Annotated in this window: 11 protein-coding genes; 5 read left to right on the top strand and 6 right to left on the bottom strand. The window is 41.9% G+C overall.

The genetic code is table 11. From position 1 onward, the window contains the following. Window position 1 precedes the first annotated feature (1 nt). From H148_RS0104050 to H148_RS0104060, 3 genes are read left to right on the top strand one after another with little or no spacing between them, the layout of a single operon-like run. The gene (locus tag H148_RS0104050) at window positions 2–8302 is read left to right on the top strand and encodes a T9SS type B sorting domain-containing protein (protein ID WP_156877199.1); all 8301 of its coding nucleotides are present in this window, start codon (window positions 2–4) and stop codon (window positions 8300–8302) included. Window positions 8303–8312: 10 nt separating this feature from the next. Further along, entirely contained in the window at window positions 8313–9221 is a 909-nt protein-coding gene (locus tag H148_RS0104055) for a PorP/SprF family type IX secretion system membrane protein (protein WP_083961580.1), read from the top strand. 16 nt (window positions 9222–9237) lie between these two features. Further along, complete coding sequence (locus tag H148_RS0104060) at window positions 9238–11112, top strand: OmpA family protein (RefSeq protein WP_037324603.1); 1875 nt, start codon at window positions 9238–9240, stop codon at window positions 11110–11112. 319 nt (window positions 11113–11431) lie between these two features. Here H148_RS0104060 and H148_RS0104065 read toward each other — a convergent pair whose 3' ends face one another. From H148_RS0104065 to pyrR, 5 genes are all read right to left on the bottom strand, one after another. Next, window positions 11432–11932 (bottom strand): CAP domain-containing protein, encoded by a 501-nt coding sequence (locus H148_RS0104065; protein ID WP_029033660.1) that lies wholly within the window; start codon window positions 11930–11932, stop codon window positions 11432–11434. A 174-nt stretch (window positions 11933–12106) separates the two neighbouring features. Next, window positions 12107–13018 carry a ribonuclease Z gene (locus H148_RS0104070; RefSeq protein WP_029033661.1) on the bottom strand — a complete coding sequence of 304 codons (912 nt, stop codon included), beginning with the start codon at window positions 13016–13018 and terminating at the stop codon, window positions 12107–12109. A gap of 27 nt (window positions 13019–13045) precedes the next feature. Beyond that, window positions 13046–13378, bottom strand: a complete 333-nt coding sequence (locus H148_RS0104075) for a hypothetical protein (RefSeq protein ID WP_029033662.1) — start codon at window positions 13376–13378, stop codon at window positions 13046–13048. Continuing rightward, window positions 13375–14307 carry an aspartate carbamoyltransferase catalytic subunit gene (locus H148_RS0104080; RefSeq protein WP_029033663.1) on the bottom strand — a complete coding sequence of 311 codons (933 nt, stop codon included), beginning with the start codon at window positions 14305–14307 and terminating at the stop codon, window positions 13375–13377. Before H148_RS0104080 ends, H148_RS0104075 begins: the two co-directional genes overlap by 4 nt. A gap of 2 nt (window positions 14308–14309) precedes the next feature. After that, complete coding sequence (gene pyrR, locus H148_RS0104085; RefSeq protein WP_029033664.1) at window positions 14310–14852, bottom strand: bifunctional pyr operon transcriptional regulator/uracil phosphoribosyltransferase PyrR; 543 nt, start codon at window positions 14850–14852, stop codon at window positions 14310–14312. Window positions 14853–15011: 159 nt separating this feature from the next. On the opposite strand from pyrR, the gene H148_RS0104090 reads away from it, so the two are divergent. Together H148_RS0104090 and H148_RS0104095 are read left to right on the top strand one after the other, a co-directional pair. After that, window positions 15012–16880, top strand: a complete 1869-nt coding sequence (locus tag H148_RS0104090; protein WP_029033665.1) for a DUF389 domain-containing protein — start codon at window positions 15012–15014, stop codon at window positions 16878–16880. Between the two features lie 133 nt (window positions 16881–17013). Beyond that, window positions 17014–18267 (top strand): hypothetical protein, encoded by a 1254-nt coding sequence (locus H148_RS0104095; RefSeq protein WP_029033666.1) that lies wholly within the window; start codon window positions 17014–17016, stop codon window positions 18265–18267. A 135-nt stretch (window positions 18268–18402) separates the two neighbouring features. On the opposite strand, the gene H148_RS17175 is transcribed toward H148_RS0104095, so the two are convergent. Beyond that, on the bottom strand, window positions 18403–19167 hold the full coding sequence (locus tag H148_RS17175; RefSeq protein WP_037324605.1) for a sterol desaturase family protein: 765 nt from the start codon (window positions 19165–19167) through the stop codon (window positions 18403–18405). Window positions 19168–19277: the final 110 nt, after the last annotated feature.

A 19277-nucleotide genomic window follows, 5' to 3' on the forward strand; every position in this document is an offset into this window, starting at 1 on the left:
TATGATTTGGAAAACTACTCTCTCATTTTTGGCTAACCTTTTAGATCCTCGGAAAGTTTCTATGGATACTTCAAGTGGTCTTAAAGCCGTCTTTACTTTTTTTATAGGTGCACTTATAAGTTTTTCGCCAGGAAAAACCTTTGCCCAATGTGACAGCCAGAACGTCACAGTAACAGATTTTTTCTTTGCTGATGCAAATCAAAATCCTATCGATCCGAATGGAGGCTATAATATAGGAGATCCTGTTTCAGGATTTATCTATGCGAGCTTTGGAGGAAGTTCTGGAAATGGATATTCTCTATATCTGGAGTATGACGTATATATTAATGACGTCTTTCAGGAAAAAGTTTCAACCTGTCTTTTCGAAGGACAACAAATTCCCCAAGGGAGCATCGAGCAGATCTCTTCCTTTACCTGGAATTGGGGTGATAAACTGGAACTGAAAAACTACTACATGGATTGGGAAACCAATAACAAAAAAAGAGTTTGCACCAAATTGTCGAGGAATGCCCAGTGCTATGGAGCTCCATTTTCTATTTTGGTCAGAACTCCTTTAGTTGCTAATTTTGATTTCACCACTTCATGTGAAGATTTTTTTGTCGACTTCGAAAATCTTACTACAGGAGGAGATACAGAGAACTACTTATTCACCTGGAATTTCGCCGGATTAGGCAATAGCAATGAAATCAATCCCGCTTTTGATTTTAAAGGTGCAGGTATATACAACGTTACGCTTACTGTACAAGATGGTATTTCTACAAGTTCCTTAACAAAAACAATAAACCTGAATGAGTTACTTTCAGTAAATTACGTCAGTACAGATTTAGGTTGTGGAGAAGTAAATACCGGTGAAATAGATCTTTCTCTTCAGGGAGGAAGCCAAAGTTACTCCATTCAATGGTCAGGACCTAATGATTTTTCTGCCACTACACAGGATCTTATAGGTCTTGCTCCCGGCACCTATTCTGCTGAAATTTCTGATACTGCCGGTTGTACTGTGACTATAGAAGTTGTTATCGTGCAACCAGAAACTCCTGCCGCTCCTGTAGTAGCTGAAGTTAGTCAGCCAACATGCGACGTAGCAACCGGATCCTTCAGCATCACTGCCGAAGCCGGAATGGATTATAGCTTTAACGGTGGAACGTTCTCGGAAAATATCATTTTTGAGGACCTATCTGCCGGAACTTACACCGTTGTTGCAAGAAATGCTGACGAATGTGTTTCTGAAGCACTTTCTGTAACCATAGAAGAACAACCCGAAACTCCTGCCGCTCCTGTAGTAGCTGAGATTTCACAGCCAACCTGCGACATTGCAACAGGATCTTTCAGCATTACCGCTGTTGACGGAATGGAATACAGCTTTAACGGAGGTGCATTCGAAACTACTACTTCCTGGTCTGAACTTGCTGCCGGTACTTATATTGTAGTTGCAAGAAATGCTGACGGATGTGTTTCTGAAGAACTTTCTGTAACCATCGAAGAACAACCTGAAACTCCTGCTGCGCCTGCAGTAGCTGAAATTTCTCAGCCAACATGCGACGTAGCAACCGGATCTTTTAGCATCACTGCTGAAGCCGGAATGACTTACAGCTTTAACGGAGGTGCATTCGGAACTACTACTTCCTGGAATGAACTTGCTGCCGGAACTTACACAGTAGTTGCAAGAAACGCTGATGGATGTGTTTCTGAAGAACTTTCGGTAACAATAAACGCTCAGCCTGATACTCCTGCTGCTCCTGTAGTAGCCGAAGTTGCTCAACCAACTTGCGATGTGGCCACCGGATCTTTCAGCATCACTGCTGTGGCCGGAATGGAATACAGCTTTGACGGAGGTGCTTTTGGAACAACTACTTCATGGAGCGAACTTGCTGCCGGAACTTACACCGTTGTTGCAAGAAACGCTGACGGATGTATTTCTGAAGCACTTTCAGTAACAATAAACGAACAACCTGAAACTCCAGCCGCTCCTTTAGTAGCCGAAACTGTTCAGCCAACTTGCGAAGTAGCAACAGGGTCTTTCAGCATTACTGCTGTCAGCGGAATAGAATACAGCTTTAACGGAGGTGCATTTGGATCTGCAACTTCATGGGACCAACTTTCTGCCGGAACCTATACTGTAGTGGCAAGAAACGCTGCCGAATGTATTTCTGAAGCACTTTCTGTAACAATAAACGAACAACCACAAACTCCTGCCGCTCCTGTAGTAGCTCAGGTATCTCAGCCAACATGTGAAGTAGCAACCGGATCTTTCAGCATCACTGCTGTAAGCGGAATGGAATATAGCTTTGACGGTGGAGCTTTTGCAAGCACTACTTCCTGGTCTGAACTTGTTGCAGGTACTTATACTGTAACTGCAAGAAATGAAGACGGATGTGTTTCTGATGAACTTTCAGTAACCATCGAAGAACAACCTGAAACTCCTGCCGCTCCTGTTGTAGCTGAAACTGTTCAGCCTACATGTGAGGTAGCAACCGGATCTTTCAGCATCACTGCAGAAGCCGGAATGGAATATAGCTTTGACGGAGGAACGTTCTCTGAAAATGTCACTTTTGACAACCTTGCTACAGGTACCTATACTGTAGTTGCAAGAAACCAGGACGGATGTGTTTCTGATGAACTAACTGTAACAATAAATGCTCAACCTGAAACTCCTGCTGCTCCTGCAGTAGCTGAAACTGTTCAGCCAACTTGCGAAGTAGCAACAGGGTCTTTCAGCATTACTGCTGTCAGCGGAATGGAATACAGCTTCGACGGTGGAGCTTTTGCAAGCACTACTTCATGGTCTGAACTTGTTGCAGGTACTTATACTGTAACTGCAAGAAATGAAGACGGATGTATTTCTGATGAACTAACTGTAACAATCAACGAACAACCTGAAACTTCTGCCGCTCCTGTAGTAGCTGAAACTGTTCAGCCAACTTGTGATGTAGCAATAGGATCTTTCAGCATCACTGCTGTAAGCGGAATGGAATATGCCTTCAACGGTGGAACCTTCTCTGAAAATGCCATTTTTGACAACCTTGCTGCCGGAACTTATACTGTAACTGCAAGAAACGAAGACGGATGTGTGTCTGAAGAACTGACTGTAACAATAAATGCTCAACCTGAAACTCCTGCCGCTCCTGTAGTAGCTCAGGTATCTCAGCCAACATGTGAAGTAGCAACCGGATCTTTCAGTATCACTGCTGTAGCCGGAATGGAATACAGCTTTAACGGTGGAGCTTTTGAAAGCACTACTTCATGGTCTGAACTTGCTGCCGGCACATATACTGTAGTAGCCAGGAATAACGATGGATGTATTTCTGAAGCACTTTCAGTGACAATAAACGATCAGCCTGAAACTCCTGCCGCTCCTGTAGTAGCTGAAACTGTTCAGCCAAATTGCGAAGTAGCAACCGGATCTTTCAGCATAACTGCTGTAAGCGGAATGGAATACAGCTTTGACGGAGGTGCTTTTGGATCTTCCACTTCCTGGTCTGAACTTGCTGCCGGAACTTACACCGTTGTTGCAAGAAACGCTGAAGAATGCGTATCTGAAGCGCTTTCAGTAACCATAAACGCTCAACCTGAAACTCCTGCCGCTCCTGTAGTAGCTGAAACTGTTCAGCCAACATGCGATGTTGCAACTGGATCTTTCAGCATCACTGCTGTTGACGCAATGGAATACAGTTTTAACGGAGGTGCTTTTGGAACTACTACTTCCTGGTCTGATCTTGCTGCCGGAACTTATACTATAGTTGGAAGAAACGCTGACGGATGTGTTTCTGGAACACTTTCAGTAACCATCAACGAACAACTCGAAACTCCAGCCGCTCCTGTTGTAGCTGAAGTTTCTCAGCCAACATGTGACGTAGCCACCGGATCTTTAAGCATCACTGCTGTTGCCGGAATGGAATACAGCTTTAATGGTGGAACGTTCTCTGAAAATGTCATTTTTGACAACCTTTCTGCCGGAACCTACACTGTAGTTGCAAGAAATGCCTACGGATGTATTTCTGAAGAACTTTCAGTGACAATAAACGATCAACCTAAAACTCCTGCCGCTCCTTTGGTAGCTGAAACTGTTCAGCCTACATGTGGGATTGCAACAGGATCTTTCAGCATCACTGCTGTTGACGGAATGGAATACAGCTTCGACGGAAGTACTTTTGGAACTTCTACTTCATGGTCTGAACTTGCTGCCGGGACTTATACTGTGGTTGCAAGAAACGAGGACGGTTGTATGTCTGAAGCAGTTTCTGTAACAATAAATGATCAGCCTGAAACTCCTGCCGCTCCTGTAGTAGCTGAAGTTAATCAGCCTACATGTGAGGTTGCAACCGGATCCTTCAGCATCACTGCTGTTGCCGGAATGGAATACAGCTTTAATGGAGGTGCATTTGGAACTTCTACTTCCTGGAATGAATTAGGAGCTGGAACTTATAATGTAGTAGCACGAAACGCTGACGGATGTGTTTCAGAAGAACTTTCAGTAACCATAAACGCTCAGCCTGAAACTCCTGCCGCTCCTGTAGTAGCTGAAACTGTTCAGCCCACATGTGAGGTTGCAACAGGATCTTTCGGCATCACTGCTGAAGCCGGAATGGAATATAGCTTTAACGGAGGAACTTTTGGAACTACTACTTCCTGGTCAGAACTTGCTGCCGGAATTTATACTGTAGTTGCAAGAAACGCTGACGGATGTGTTTCTGAAGCACTTTCAGTAACCATCAACGCTCAACCTGAAACTCCAGCTGCTCCTGTAGTAGCTGAAACTGTTCAGCCTACCTGTGAGGTAGCAACGGGATCGTTCAGTATTACTGCTGTTGACGGAATGCAATACAGCTTTAACGGAGGTGCTTTCGGAACTACTACTTCCTGGTCTGAACTTGCTGCAGGTACTTATACTATAGTTGCACGAAACGAGGATGGTTGTGGGTCTGAAGCAGTTTCTGTAATAATAAATGATCAGCCTGAAACTCCAGCCGCTCCTGAAGTAGCCGAAGTTACTCACCCAACATGTGAGATTGCAACGGGATCGTTCAGCATTAATGCTGTTAACGGAATGCAATACAGCTTTAACGGAGGTGCATTTGAAACTACTACTTCATGGTCTGAACTTGCTGCCGGGACTTATACTGTAGTTGCAAGAAACGAGGACGGTTGTATGTCTGAAGCAGTTTCTGTAACAATAAATGATCAGCCTGAAACTCCTGCCGCTCCTGTAGTAGCTGAAGTTTCTCAACCTACATGTGAGGTTGCTTTCGGATCTTTCAGCATAACTGCTGAAGCCGGAATGGAATACAGCTTTAACGGTGGAACGTTCTCTGAAAATGTCACTTTTGACAACCTTGCAGCGGGAACTTACACTGTAGTTGCACGAAACGCTGATGAATGTGTTTCTGAAGCACTTTCAGTAACAATAAACGAACAACCAGAAACTCCTGTCGCGCCAGTAGTAGCTGAAGTTAGTCATCCAACTTGCGAAGTTGCAACCGGATCTTTCAGCATCACTGCCGAATCCGGAATGGAATACAGCTTCGACGGAGGTACTTTCGGAACAACTACTTCCTGGTCTGAACTTGCTGCCGGGATTTATACTGTAGTAGCAAGAAATGCTGACGAATGTGTTTCTGAAGAACTTTCTGTTACAATCAACGCTCAGCCAGAAACTCCTGCTGCTCCTGTGGTAGCTGAAACTGTTCAGCCTACATGTGAGTTAGCAACGGGATCGTTCAGTATTACTGCTGTTGACGGAATGGAATACAGCTTCAACGGAGGTGTATTTGAATCTGCAACTTTCTGGTCTGAACTTGCTGCCGGAACTTACTTTGTAGTTGCACGAAACGAGGACGGTTGTGTGTCTGAAACAGTTTCTGTAATAATAAATGATCAGCCCGAAACTCCAGCCGCTCCAGTAGTAACTGAAGTTAATCAGCCGACATGTGACGTTGCAACCGGATCTTTCAGCATCACTGCTGTTGACGGAATGGAATACAGCTTCAACGGAGGTGTATTTGAATCTGCAACTTTCTGGTCTAAACTTGCTGCCGGAACTTATTCTGTAGTGGCAAGAAACGCCGACGAGTGTGTATCCGAAGCACTTTCAGTAACAATAAACGAGCAGCCTGATACTCCTGCTGCTCCTGTAGTAGCTGAAGTTTCTCAACCTACATGTGAGGTTGCAACCGGATCCTTCAGCATCACTGCAGAAGCCGGAATGGAATACAGCTTCGACGGAGGTACTTTCGGAACAACTACTTCCTGGTCTGAGCTTGCTGCCGGAACTTACACTGTAGTTACAAGAAACGCGGACGAATGTACTTCTGAAGAACTTTCTGTTACCATTAATGCTCAGCCGGAAACTCCTGCTGCCCCTGTAATAGCCGAAACTGTTCAGCCAACATGTGATGTAGCAACAGGATCTTTCAGCATTAACGCTTTTGACGGAATGGAATACAGCTTTAACGGAGGTGCATTTGGAACTTCTACTTCCTGGAATGAATTAGGAGCTGGAACTTATAATGTAGTAGCACGAAACGCTGACGGATGTATTTCTGAAGAACTTTCTGTGACAATAGAAGAACAACCTGAAACTCCTGCCACGCCTGTAGTAGCCGAAGTTGCTCAACCAACTTGCGATGTGGCCACCGGATCTTTCAGCATCACTGCTGTGGCCGGAATGGAATACAGCTTTGACGGAGGTGCTTTTGGAACAACTACTTCATGGAGCGAACTTGCTGCCGGAACTTACGCCGTTGTTGCAAGAAACGCTGACGGATGTATTTCTGAAGCACTTTCAGTAACAATAAACGAACAACCTGAAACTCCAGCCGCTCCTGTAGTAGCTGAAATTTCTCAGCCAACGTGCGACGTAGCAACAGGATCTTTCAGCATCACTGCTGTTGACGGAATGCAATACAGCTTTAACGGAGGTGCTTTTGGAACTTCTACTTCCTGGAATGAATTAGGAGCTGGAACTTATACTGTAGTAGCACGAAACGCTGACGAATGTGTTTCAGAAGAACTTTCTGTAACCATCAATGCTCAGCCTGAAACTCCAGCCGCTCCTGTAATAGCTGAAACTGTTCAGCCTACCTGTGACATAGCAGCCGGATACTTAAGTGTCACTGCTGTGGCCGGTTTGGAATACAGCTTTAACGGTGGAACGTTCTCTGAAAATGTCACTTTTGACAACCTTGCAGCGGGAACTTACACTGTAGTTGCAAGAAACACTGACGGATGTGTTTCTGAAGCACTTTCTCTAACAATAAACGAACAACCTGAAACTCCTGCCGCTCCTGTAGTAGCCGAAACTGTTCAGCCTACCTGTGAGGTAGCAACGGGATCGTTCAGTATTACTGCAGTTGACGGAATGCAATACAGCTTTAACGGAGGTGCTTTCGGAACTACTACTTCCTGGTCTGAACTTGCTTCCGGGACTTATACTGTAGTTGCAAGAAACGCTGACGGATGTGTTTCTGAAGCACTTTCAGTAACAATAAGCAGTGCACCGGAAGGCCCGGCAACTCCGGTTATCGAAGAACTTATGCAGCCTACCTGCGAGGACCCATCAGGATTTCTGGTTCTGGCCCTTGTTGATGATGTGACCTTCAGCCTTACTGATGCTGAGGGCAATGAATTTGCCGATGAAGATGCAGACGGAATTTTCGATAGTCTGGTTCCAGGTAATTACACTGTAACTGCAAAAAACGAAAATGGATGTGTGTCTGACGCGGCTACTTTAACCATAGAGGAACCGCAGGGAGATCTCATAGTTACCAGTCCTTCCGAAGCAATATGCGACGACTCTGGATCTTTCGATTTGAATAACCTGGTGAGTGGTGGTAGCGATACAGGAACCTGGATCGATACAGATCTATCTGGAGCATTATCGGGTAGTTCTTTAAATACAGATATAGCTGCTGGTTTTTACACCTTCACCTACGTAATTGAAGGTGGATGTCCCTCTTCTACAGAGATCACTATTGAGATCGAGGATTGTGGTCTGGTTCTGCCATGTGAGATTGAAGATATAAGTAACAGTATCTCAAAAGCTGTGACTCCAAACGGTGATAACATTAATGATAATTTTGAAGTAGGAAAAGGTATTGACTGTGGTTTCATATATACTTTAAAAGTTTTTAACCGCTGGGGGAACGAAGTATTCAGCTCAAATAATTATACCAATAACTGGGATGGAACATCTATTAACTCGGTTTCCGGAGATCAATTACCCTCCGGCACCTACTTCTATATTGTAGAAATTCAACAAAGCGGATTTAATCCTATTCAGGGTTATATCTATCTAGGAACAAAATAAAGTAATGAACATGAAAAAAATCTACCCAATAATAATTCTTCTGTTTATTAGTGTTAGTGCCAAAGCACAGCAATTGCCCCAGTTTACGCAATACATGTACAACACTATTTCAATTAACCCTGCGTACGCAGGTAGCCGAGACGCTATTTCAGTAGTGGGTTTGCATAGAAGTCAGTGGGCAGGTATAGAGGGTGCTCCCGAAACTCAAACACTATCTATCCATTCTCCTCTTCGAAATGAAAAGGTGGGGCTCGGGGTATCCATTATCAATGACAATATTGGATACGAAAATTACACCTATGCTTATGCCGATTTCTCCTATACAATTAATGTCTCAGAGGCTACAACTCTATCTTTCGGTCTTAAAGGCGGGATGAGTTATTACAATCTTGAAGAAGAATTAATGGAAGAGGTTCCTAGTGATCCATTCTTTAGTGGAGAAACTTTTAATCGTTGGACACCAAATTTTGGTGCAGGACTTTACCTCTCTGCCCAAAACTGGTACATGGGATTATCAGCTCCTAAATTCATTAATAATGACAATAATGAACAAAGTGAATATGTCGCTTTGGAGCAAGTGCATTATTATTTTACGGGAGGTTACGTATTTGACCTGAGTGAAAGTGTGAAATTGCGACCTACTACCCTTCTAAAAATGACAAAAGGAGCACCTCTTTCTGTAGATGTTTCAGGAACATTCATTTTTAATGAAAAGGTTTACCTGGGAGCAAATTACCGGTTCGAGGATGCCGTGGGAGCCTTTATTGATTTCCAAATTCTGCCAAGTTTTAGGGTAGGCTACGGTTATGAATATTCAATTTCAGATCTTCAACCTTATACTTCAGGTTCTCACGAGATCCTGTTGATCTATGAATTTAGACTCGGTAATACCAAATACAAATCCCCAAGGTTCTTCTAATTGAAAATATAGGATTATGAACAAAAATTACTTTCTACTTCTGTTGCTCATTTTTCCGGCACTTCTTTTTGCCCAGTCATCAAAACAAAAGAAAGCAGACCGGTTATATGAGAGCTTTGCCTACACCAAGGCAATTGAAGAATATAAAGATCTACTTGAAAGAGATTATAACACAGCTTATAATCAGGAACAACTTGCCAACAGCTATTACAAGCTTCGGGATCCCGAAAATGCCGTGAACTACTACGCAATGGTGGTAGAGCAGCCCGGTGTGTCTCCGGAAGTTTATTATAAATATGCACAGATGTTGCGCGGAGTTAGAGAATACGACAAGTCCCGCGAATGGTTACAAAAATACCAGGATTCTGCCCGTAATCCGCAGGGAGTAAAACAACTGCTGAATACAGACGAAATTGCTACTTATGAAGGCCTGGAAAGTTTTAGAGTTAATCCTGTACCATTCAATTCACAATTTAGTGACTTCGGAGGCTTTGAAAATAACGGAACTATTTATTTCACATCAGCAAGAGGAGATTCAAACACCAGGACAAAAATTTATGACTGGACGGGAGAGCCCTTTTTGGATATCTACAAAACTACTGTTGGAAGCAGTTCTGTAACTCCCGTACCCGGAGATGTCAATACAGTACGCCATGAAGGTCCTGTTACCCTTTCTGCCGATGGTCAAACCATGTATTTTACACGAAATAATTACCTGAAACGCGACGGAAAGAAGGATGATGAAGGTGTAAACCACCTTAAAATATATAAAGCGTCCCTTGTCAATGGGGAATGGACAAATATTGAAGAATTGCCCTTTACAAATAATGAATATTCAGTAGGCCATCCAAGTCTTTCTGCCGATGGTAAGACCTTATATTATGTTTCTGATGCTCCTGGCGGAATGGGAGGATCTGACATCTATAAAGTAAGCATAGAAAATGGCATTTTTGGCACCCCTCAAAATTTAGGTGCTCCGGTAAATACTCCTGGAAATGAAGTATTTCCTTTTATTGCTGAAAATGGTAATTTTTACTTCTCTTCAGATGGACATAAAGGTTACGGACTTCTGGATGTATTCGTTGTTACTGCCGAGGCTCCTAACAAAATTCAGAATTTAGGAGAACCGGTGAACAGCAATATGGACGATTTTGCCTTCTCATATTCCGGTGGTGACAATACCCGTGGATTTATATCCTCAAACCGTGAAGGCGGACAGGGAAATGATGACATTTACGACATAAATATCCTGGCACCTTTAGTTCTTAAAGGTATAGTGACAGATTCCATTAACAATAAACCTATTGTTAATGCCACTATAAGGTTAATGAATGAAAACAACCGCCAAATTGCATTTTTAGAAACCGATTCCCTTGGGCAATATCAGACTGAAATTGCCAGAGACAATATTTATCCTCTTGAGGCCAAACACATAAAATACAACACCAAGAATGAGAGAATAAGTAGTTCAAATATGGATGATAAGACAGAACTCGTTCATAATATAGAGCTTTCTCCTGTACGTGACATGGAGTACCTGGCAGAGATCAATAAGATATATTTCGACTTTGACAAGCACAACATTCGTCCGGATGCTGCCGCCGAACTAGATAAGCTGGTCAATCTAATGAAGAACGATTACCCCGAACTCGTCATAGAAGTTGGTTCTCACACAGATAGAAGAGGTTCAATTGAATATAACCGTCGTCTGGCTGAAAGAAGAGCGCAGTCGACTTACGATTACCTTGTTGAACACGGAATAGCTCCAGAAAGGATAATCACATACAGAGGCTACGGCGAAGAACAGCCAGAAATAGATTGTAAAGACTGTAATGAAGTACAACACCAATTAAATCGAAGGTCCATTTTTAAAGTGGTTAAAATGGAATAATTAAACAACCCGCTAACCAACCATCGAAAAGGAGGCCCCAGGGTCTCCTTTTCTTTTTTGGATGCCTGTATCCTGATACATTAATGATTGTATCTTTTTAAATGTGTCGTGCTGTTAAAGTATGTTATTACTGCTTCAGAAGTAACAGGACTAAAATTGGATTGTTCTTCAGGATGAGGGTACATGTTAATCAACAAAGATCTTATAGAGCGTTGAACGTTCAGAAGAAATATCTTTTATACTTTAAAAGAAAAGGGGCCCGAGAGCCCCTTTTTAACTAACCTTAAATAATTATGAAAATAGTAAAACCTTATGCAGATTATTTTCTTACGAAAATATTGGTATAATATAATTGACCATCTTTCCCTTCCTTAACCGAAATACCAAAATGCGTATGCTCTCCCTCCATGTTTTTTCGGTGCCCATCACTTTTTACCCATGCATTAACCACAGCTTCGGCACTATCGTATCCATATCCCACATTCTCACTAACAGCCTTGGCATTGACCGAATTAACCAATGCCTGATAACGACTTCCAAAAAAATGATGACACACTTCATTATCGTGGATCATATGATCATTGTGGCTGGCGGCCTGGATGGAACCTTCATCCAGGTAAAGCAATGTTGATAACCCCTGTTGTTCCCTGTATACATTCACCAATTCTAAAACGTCAAGTTCTAATGAGGAGTAATTAATGGGAGCAAGTTTTGTGGTTAAGTTCGCAGATTCTACTTCCTCAATATTTTCTTTAGAACAAGAAGTAAGAGAAACCGCACAAATGGCAATTAACCAGACATAAGAGGTTAAATTCTTCATAATGGTAGTCGGTAGGTTTGGGATAGGAAAAGTAAGAATTATTTCCGATTAACAAACCATTTAATCGATGAACTACACAGTTTAGAAGAAATTTAACATAATTTTTACCTTGGCCCTACAAAAATAGCGCTAAAAAGTATTTAAGATGAATGGTAATTTAATTCGATGAACGGTTCATGTAGGAAAAGAAAGAATTTTCCCGTCATCTGAAAGATGAACCTGGGGAAAAACTTCAGCAGCTTCCTGCCTAAAGGTTTCTATGGATTCGTACCGGGTAGAATAATGACCTAAAATAAGGTGAGAAACATTGGCTTCCCTCGCAATAGCCCCGGCTTCCCGGGCTGTAGAATGTCCTGTGTGAGCAGCAAGATAAGCATGCTCTTCCAGGAAAGTAGATTCGTGATATAAAACGGTGACATCCTTTAATTGTTGAGCCAGAAGTGGATTGTATGCGGTATCACTGCAAAAGGCATAGCTTTTTGGAGGTTCAGGATCTTCGGTTAGTTGAACATTAGGAATTATCCTTCCATCAGCCAGTACTGCATCTTTCCCTTTTTTGATCCCTTTATAGTACGCTACATCAATTGCATACTTCTCCACCTCTTCCATCAAAAGTTTTCTGGGTTTCGGTTTCTCCCTAAAAAGATATCCATTAGCATAAATACGATGCTTTAGAGGAATGGTTTGTACAGTCACTTTCCTGGTGTTGAGGATCACCTGTGGTTCTGTGGAGTCCAGTTCATGAAAATACAGCGGATAGCCTGTCCAGGAATTGGAATACTTCAACTGCAAAAGTACAATCTCCTTTATTCCTTTTGGTCCGTAGATATGAAGTTCTGTCTTTCTGTTCAACAACATAAAGGTAGAAATAAGTCCTACCAAACCGTAAAAATGATCTCCGTGAAGGTGAGAAATAAAAACATGTTTGATCTTTCCAAATTTGATTTTATGCCGTCGTAACTCAACCTGGGTTCCCTCACCGCAATCAATAAGAAAATGTTCATTATTGATCTCCAGAACCTGTGAAGTAGGATTTGTAAAGGTTCTGGGAGTAGCTGCATAACAACCTAAAACGGTCAATTTCATAGTGCGGGAGCTTTAAATTAAAAAGATCTAGAATCCCAGGTCTCTTTCAATCTCTTCCATCTGGATTATATCTTCTGCCTCCTGTAGAGTGGGCACTACCAGAAGTTCTTCGGGCACCTGTTCAATATTTATAGTGTCATTGGCAATAACAAAAGATCTCCTGCCTTTGCGGTGCCTGTTTGAAACATCTAAAAACTTCAGCAGTTCATCCAATTCCAAATCTCCATATTTCAGGATATCCACAACCACGTTATCATCTTTAAATTTAGGCTGAATACTTTCCAGAAATGCAGCAAATTCGGATACATTATTTTTTTCGTCCTCAAATATCCTGTAACCTTCCTTTTCTGTTATTTTCATTGTTGTTTAATTTTTGATGCAAGGAGATAAATCACTGCCATTCTAATAGCCACCCCATTCTGCACCTGATCCAGAATAATAGCCTGGTCTGAATCGGCCACTTCACTGGTGATTTCCACTCCCCTGTTAATTGGCCCGGGATGCATGATCACGATCTTCTTATCTAAAGAATCGAGCAGTTGTTTATTAAGACCAAAAAGCTGAACATACTCCCTTGTACTGGGGAAATAATTAATTTCCATACGTTCATTCTGAACCCGTAGCATATTAGCGACATCACACCACTCCAGCGCATTTCGCAGATTTGGCTCCACCTCCACGCCTAAAGATTTGATGTACCTGGGAAGTAAAGTGTAGGGACCGCAAACTTTTATCTGGGCTCCCTGTAATTTTAATGCCAGAATATTGGATAAAGCAACCCTGCTGTGTAAAATATCTCCCACTATAACCACCTTTTTACCGGACACTTCCCCCAGTTTCTCCCGAATGGAATAACTGTCCAGCAAAGCCTGAGTTGGATGTTCATGAGCTCCGTCTCCTGCATTAATAATACTGGCTCCTACATGTTTAGAAAGAAAAATTCCGGCGCCGGGATTGGGATGCCGCATAACTACCATATCCACCTTCATGGACAGGATATTATTAACAGTGTCTATAAGAGTTTCTCCTTTTTTTACTGAAGAAGATGCAGCCGAAAAATTTACTACATCTGCACTTAATCTTTTTTCAGCAAGCTCAAAGGACAATCTTGTGCGAGTACTATTTTCAAAAAATAAATTGGCTATGGTAATATCCCGGAGAGATGGGACTTTTTTAATTGGCCGGTTTATAACCTCCTTAAAATGATCGGCAGTTTGGAAGATGAGATCAATATCCTCTTTCTTCAGATATTTAATCCCTAGTAAATGGTTAACACTTAATTCACTCATGTTTATACTTTACTTATAAGGTAAACTGCATCTTCTCCTTCGTTTTCTTTCCAGTTTACTTTTACTTTTTCCTCATTTATGGCATCCACCTGCCTCCCGTTATAATCAGGCTGAATTGGCAAATGCCTGCTAAACCTACGGTCAATAAGCGTTAACAACTCGATTTCACTGGGTCTTCCGAATGATTGTACCGCCGTAAGAGCCGCCCTTATACTCCTACCGGTGTAAAGTACATCATCAATAAAGATCACGCGCTTATCCTCCACCACAAAATTTATGTGGGTTTTATTGGCCTCCAGGGGTTTATCGCTCCGCCTGAAATCATCTCTGTAAAAAGTTATATCCAGCTGCCCCATCTTTATTCCGGAAATGCCGTATTCTTCTTTTAAAATTTTGTGGATACGATCTGCCAGGAAAACTCCACGCGGTTGAATACCTATTATAACAGAGTTTTCAAAATTATTATGATTTTCAATCAACTGGCAGGCCAAACGGTGTAAAATGATGTTCATTTCTTTAGAAGCAAGCAGCATTTTTTGGCTCATAATAATAGAAGTTAACATAGCAAAAATATGATTTTTTTCCTGAGAACTGCCGTCAAAGGGATCAAATAAAATTTGCGGTTGACCTACAAATAAAGACAATTTTATAAGGCCCTCATTAAGAAAAAGGTGAATTAAAGATTATCTTGCAGTAAAAACTTCATGCTTTACCTTTTACACGAACCCAAAGACAAAGAATCTGTAGAAGAGAAAATCCTCCCACTATTAAAAAATATCGAGCATGAACTGGTATCGTATCCTATTGATAAAGAATTCGATATTGAGAGGGATTCTTCCCTTTTACTTTATTTATCTGATTCTGTCTTAAGGGAAATTATTCCCACGGCAGCCAAAAACAAATGGGCAGTTTCAATTCTTCCTCACCCCGAGAATAAATTCACTTCGACAGGTCTGGGCGTTTCAGAAAATATTGAAGAAGTGATTAGCGAATATTCAGAATGTGAGAATCCTTACAAGGTCGATCTTTTGTTTTGTAATGATGTTCCGGTTTTTAGCACGGCTAATATTGGTGATATATTTTTGCTTTCGGAAAGACATGGCAAAAAAAACATCTTTCAGGAGGTAATTAATATCATTCGCAATATTCGCCGGGTTTCCTCCCTCTCGCACCATTCCTACCAGCTGAGTACAGATGGGGAAAAGATCATTCATACTTCGGCCCTGGGAATTATTGTTGTAGAACATGCCTCCAGCTCCCTTATTTCCAGACGCTTGCTGGAAAAAAGTTCAATAAGCGATGGAGCTTTTCAGGTTTTTGTACTTGCCCCACAGAACCTCCTTGTGCTGCTATGGTTTTTTCTTCGAAGTCTCGCCCCAAATAAAAAAACCCTCACCCGTTTGCCCTCCTTCATCGGAAAAATAAAAACATCTAACCTGCAGATAGTGGATGACCAAACAATGGACTACACCATTGATGGAGAGAATAAGCAGGCAAAAGAGTTGAATTTTGAAGTTCATAAACAAGCAGTAATTCTTAAACAGAAGAGTATCTTCAGCGAAAAAGCTGAAAAAGAAAACGGAAGAAAAAGTCTAAAAATTGAAGGACTGCCAAAAGGAGAGACCCGTAAGGAGCTCATTCGAAGAAGTTTGCCAATCCTGCCCCGTGCCAGCACAGAGCAATTTCAGGACCTGTTTAAAGTGCTTAGGGAGAATTCAATGGTTAGTACTCCCTTCATGACCATGATGATCCTCTCAACCTTGATCGCCACTTTTGGGTTGTTTGCCAATTCCTCCCCGGTAATAATTGGAGCTATGATCCTGGCTCCGGTAATTGCACCTATAGTATCTTTTTCAATGGGAATGGTGCGATATGATATTTCCATGCTAAAAGAAAGCTTTATTACCATCACGGCAGGAACCCTGATTTCCTTAGTATTTGCCGCTGTGGTAAGTCTCCTAATTCCATTGAAAGTTCTTACTCCGGAAATTGAGGCACGACTCTCTCCCACTCTTCTCGACATGGGAATAGCTGTTTCATCGGGTATTGCAGCAGCATACGCCCATTCCAATGAAGGTATTGCCAAAAGCCTTGCGGGAGTGGCAATTGCGGTTGCACTGGTGCCACCTTTGGCGGTATCGGGAATTGGAATTGGATGGTGGGACTGGGAAGTTTTTTCGGGAGCTATTCTTTTGTATGCAACTAACCTGGCTGGGATAATTCTGTTTGGCGGCCTCACCTTTCTCCTCCTTGGCTTTGCCCCATTTAAAAGAGCAAAAATGGGCCTTGTTTATACCCTGATCATTGTAGTTCTGGTAGCTGTTCCTTTATCCCTTTCTTTTAACCGAATTATGCAGGAGGCAAATATTACCCGTGCGCTTGAAGGAACCACTATTGAAAATGTAGTCTTACGTGATGTGCAGATAAGATTTGGAACTCCCATGGTGGTATCTCTGCGACTGGTTGGTCCCGAAAATATGAGCTCCCAAAAAATACAGGCAGTTAAAAAAGAAATTGAAAATAGGATCGAGTTGCCGGTACGACTGGAGGTGGTTTCAGCTATGGAATTCTAAACCTCCTTGAAAAGGCACCTTCACTCACTTTCTGAATTCCACTCCTAACTGACAATTTGCCGCAAAGTTTTTTAATGCTTCCGGTATTACGGAATTTTTTTTATTATTTTTCAAAGCTAAAGCTAATTAGCCAATGAAGAAATTTTTCCTCCTACTCCTAATTCTCCTGTTCGTGTTCCTTGGTCTTACCTACTGGTCTGTTTCAATAGGTCCTTCCGAAGTAGTTATTTCCAGGGTAGTAGAGCCACAAGCTTCAGCAGAATATACTGCAGGAGAGCATGTCGCAATTATTACTTCTAACCGCTACCAGGCCAATGCATTGAAACAATTTATGCAAGGGGAGAATTACCGCAAAGCATGGGAAGCACGGGTGCAGGCAGAAGTTTTTTTACTTGATTCTTTTGATATCCTAGAAGAAGGCGGTGGCAATCAAACTAAATCCCTGGATATTCTAGACGGGCAGGGGAAACTGTACAGCCTTAGAAGTGTCAATAAAGATCCTGACCCATTAATTCCTGAAATTGCAAAAACGCTGGCACTGGAAAATATTGTAAATGATGGGATTTCTGCCCAGCACCCATATGGAGCAATACTTGCAGCTGCATTGTCGGACCACGTTGATATCCTTCATACAAATCCAAAGATCGTTTATGTTCCCGGACATCCGGCTATGGGCGAATATGTACAAGAATATGGAGATCGTCTTTTCCTTCTGGAATATGAAACCGAAGGAGAAATAAACTGGACACCTTACGAGAATGTAGAAGAAATAGTAGATACAGACGATCTCCAGGAAATGAAAATTAATCTTGGCAAAGGACTGCAAATAGATGAACGCAAATTGGTTCGGGCACGGCTTTTTGATCTGCTTATTGGAGATTGGGACCGGCATACAAAACAGTGGGGTTGGGTTCTACAGAAACAGGACCAGAAAATTGTTGCAATTCCTCTCCCCGGAGACAGGGATAATGCTTTTTTTAGGATAGATGGGGTCATTCCCACAATTCTAACAAATCACCTGGTCCAGCCTATGGTAAGACCATTCGAAAAAGATATCGACCATATTCCAGGTTTTGTTTATCCTTTTGATCTGTATTTTTTAAAAGATGTACCACAGGAAGTTTTTGTTGAAGAAGCAAAATTCATACAACAACAATTATCGGATGCCAAAATTGAGCAGGCGCTGCAGGTATGGCCCGAAAGTCTGGTGCAGCTCAACGGTAATGAAATAACCTCAAAACTTATACATCGAAGAGACAAGCTTCTGGATTACGCTGTGGAATTCCATGAAGAGATAGAAAAAGCTGATTTTATTAATGAGCCTTTAAAGGGAAGCGAAGATTTAAACCTGCCCGCTAGTCTTCAAAAATGTTTTGAATGTAAATAAGGAGTTCTGGTCGGCAAATTTTACCGGAGACTTGTTGAATTCACTTTCAGTATTGATTTCTTAATGAATAGCAGGGTGAAAAACTGTTAAAGAAGAAACCTTCTACAAAACAACCTGATAAGAATATTTAAGTACCTAGTCCTGCATCTTTCTGCTTTCAGTGGCCATTAGCTTATCCCAGAAGGTAAAATACAGCCCATAATTGGTCATGAATTCGGTATGGTGATGATGGTGGTGGGTAGCACCAATAAATAATTTCCCAAATCGGCTTTTTTGGAACCAGAGGGGATAAACCTCTATGTCAAGATGATTAACCACACTGCTCACCGTCATCACCAGGAGGTAAAATCCCAAAATATAAATATTGACGGGTAAAAAAATCAGGATCAAAGGCAGGACCAGTGCTTCTATAAGACTTTCCCATGGGTGGAAAGAAAAAGCTGTCCACGGAGTGGGTATCCGACTGTCATGATGCACTTTATGCACGATCCTGAAAACTTTTGGATGATGCATCCAGCGGTGTACCCAATAGTAATAGGTTTCGTGAATAAGCAATATGATTAAAAGACTCACCGGCAGGTACCAAAATCCATAAAGAGCCGGCTCGAGATATACGGCTGTGTATCCTTCTAACCACAGCCAGTAAGTTACAGCGCCAACAAGTGCGAAAATCGCCGAAGATTTTATGCTCCAGCTGATCTCTTTTTTAAACTGTTGACGGCTTGCCAGTCTTTTACTCAGTCGCCGCTTATCATATTTACTGAAGTTTTTTACATAGTAGTAATAATAGAAAATACCGGCCGCCACAAAATACCTGAAAAGGATAGCGAAGAAAAATATCGCAGTATAGACCAGAAGTATTCCGGGGGTGTTGGCTTCAATGGAGAAAATTTCAGTCATAGCCCTAAAGTACTAATTAGAATCTTAAATCTATGTCAAAATAATTTCTACGGTAATTCTATATTTTTTAAAAGATTTCCTCCTGACATCCAATCCTGCTTTAGCTTTAT

It is taken from the genome of Salinimicrobium terrae DSM 17865 (assembly GCF_000424665.1).
In the GTDB taxonomy this organism is placed as follows: Bacteria; Bacteroidota; Bacteroidia; order Flavobacteriales; family Flavobacteriaceae; genus Salinimicrobium; species Salinimicrobium terrae.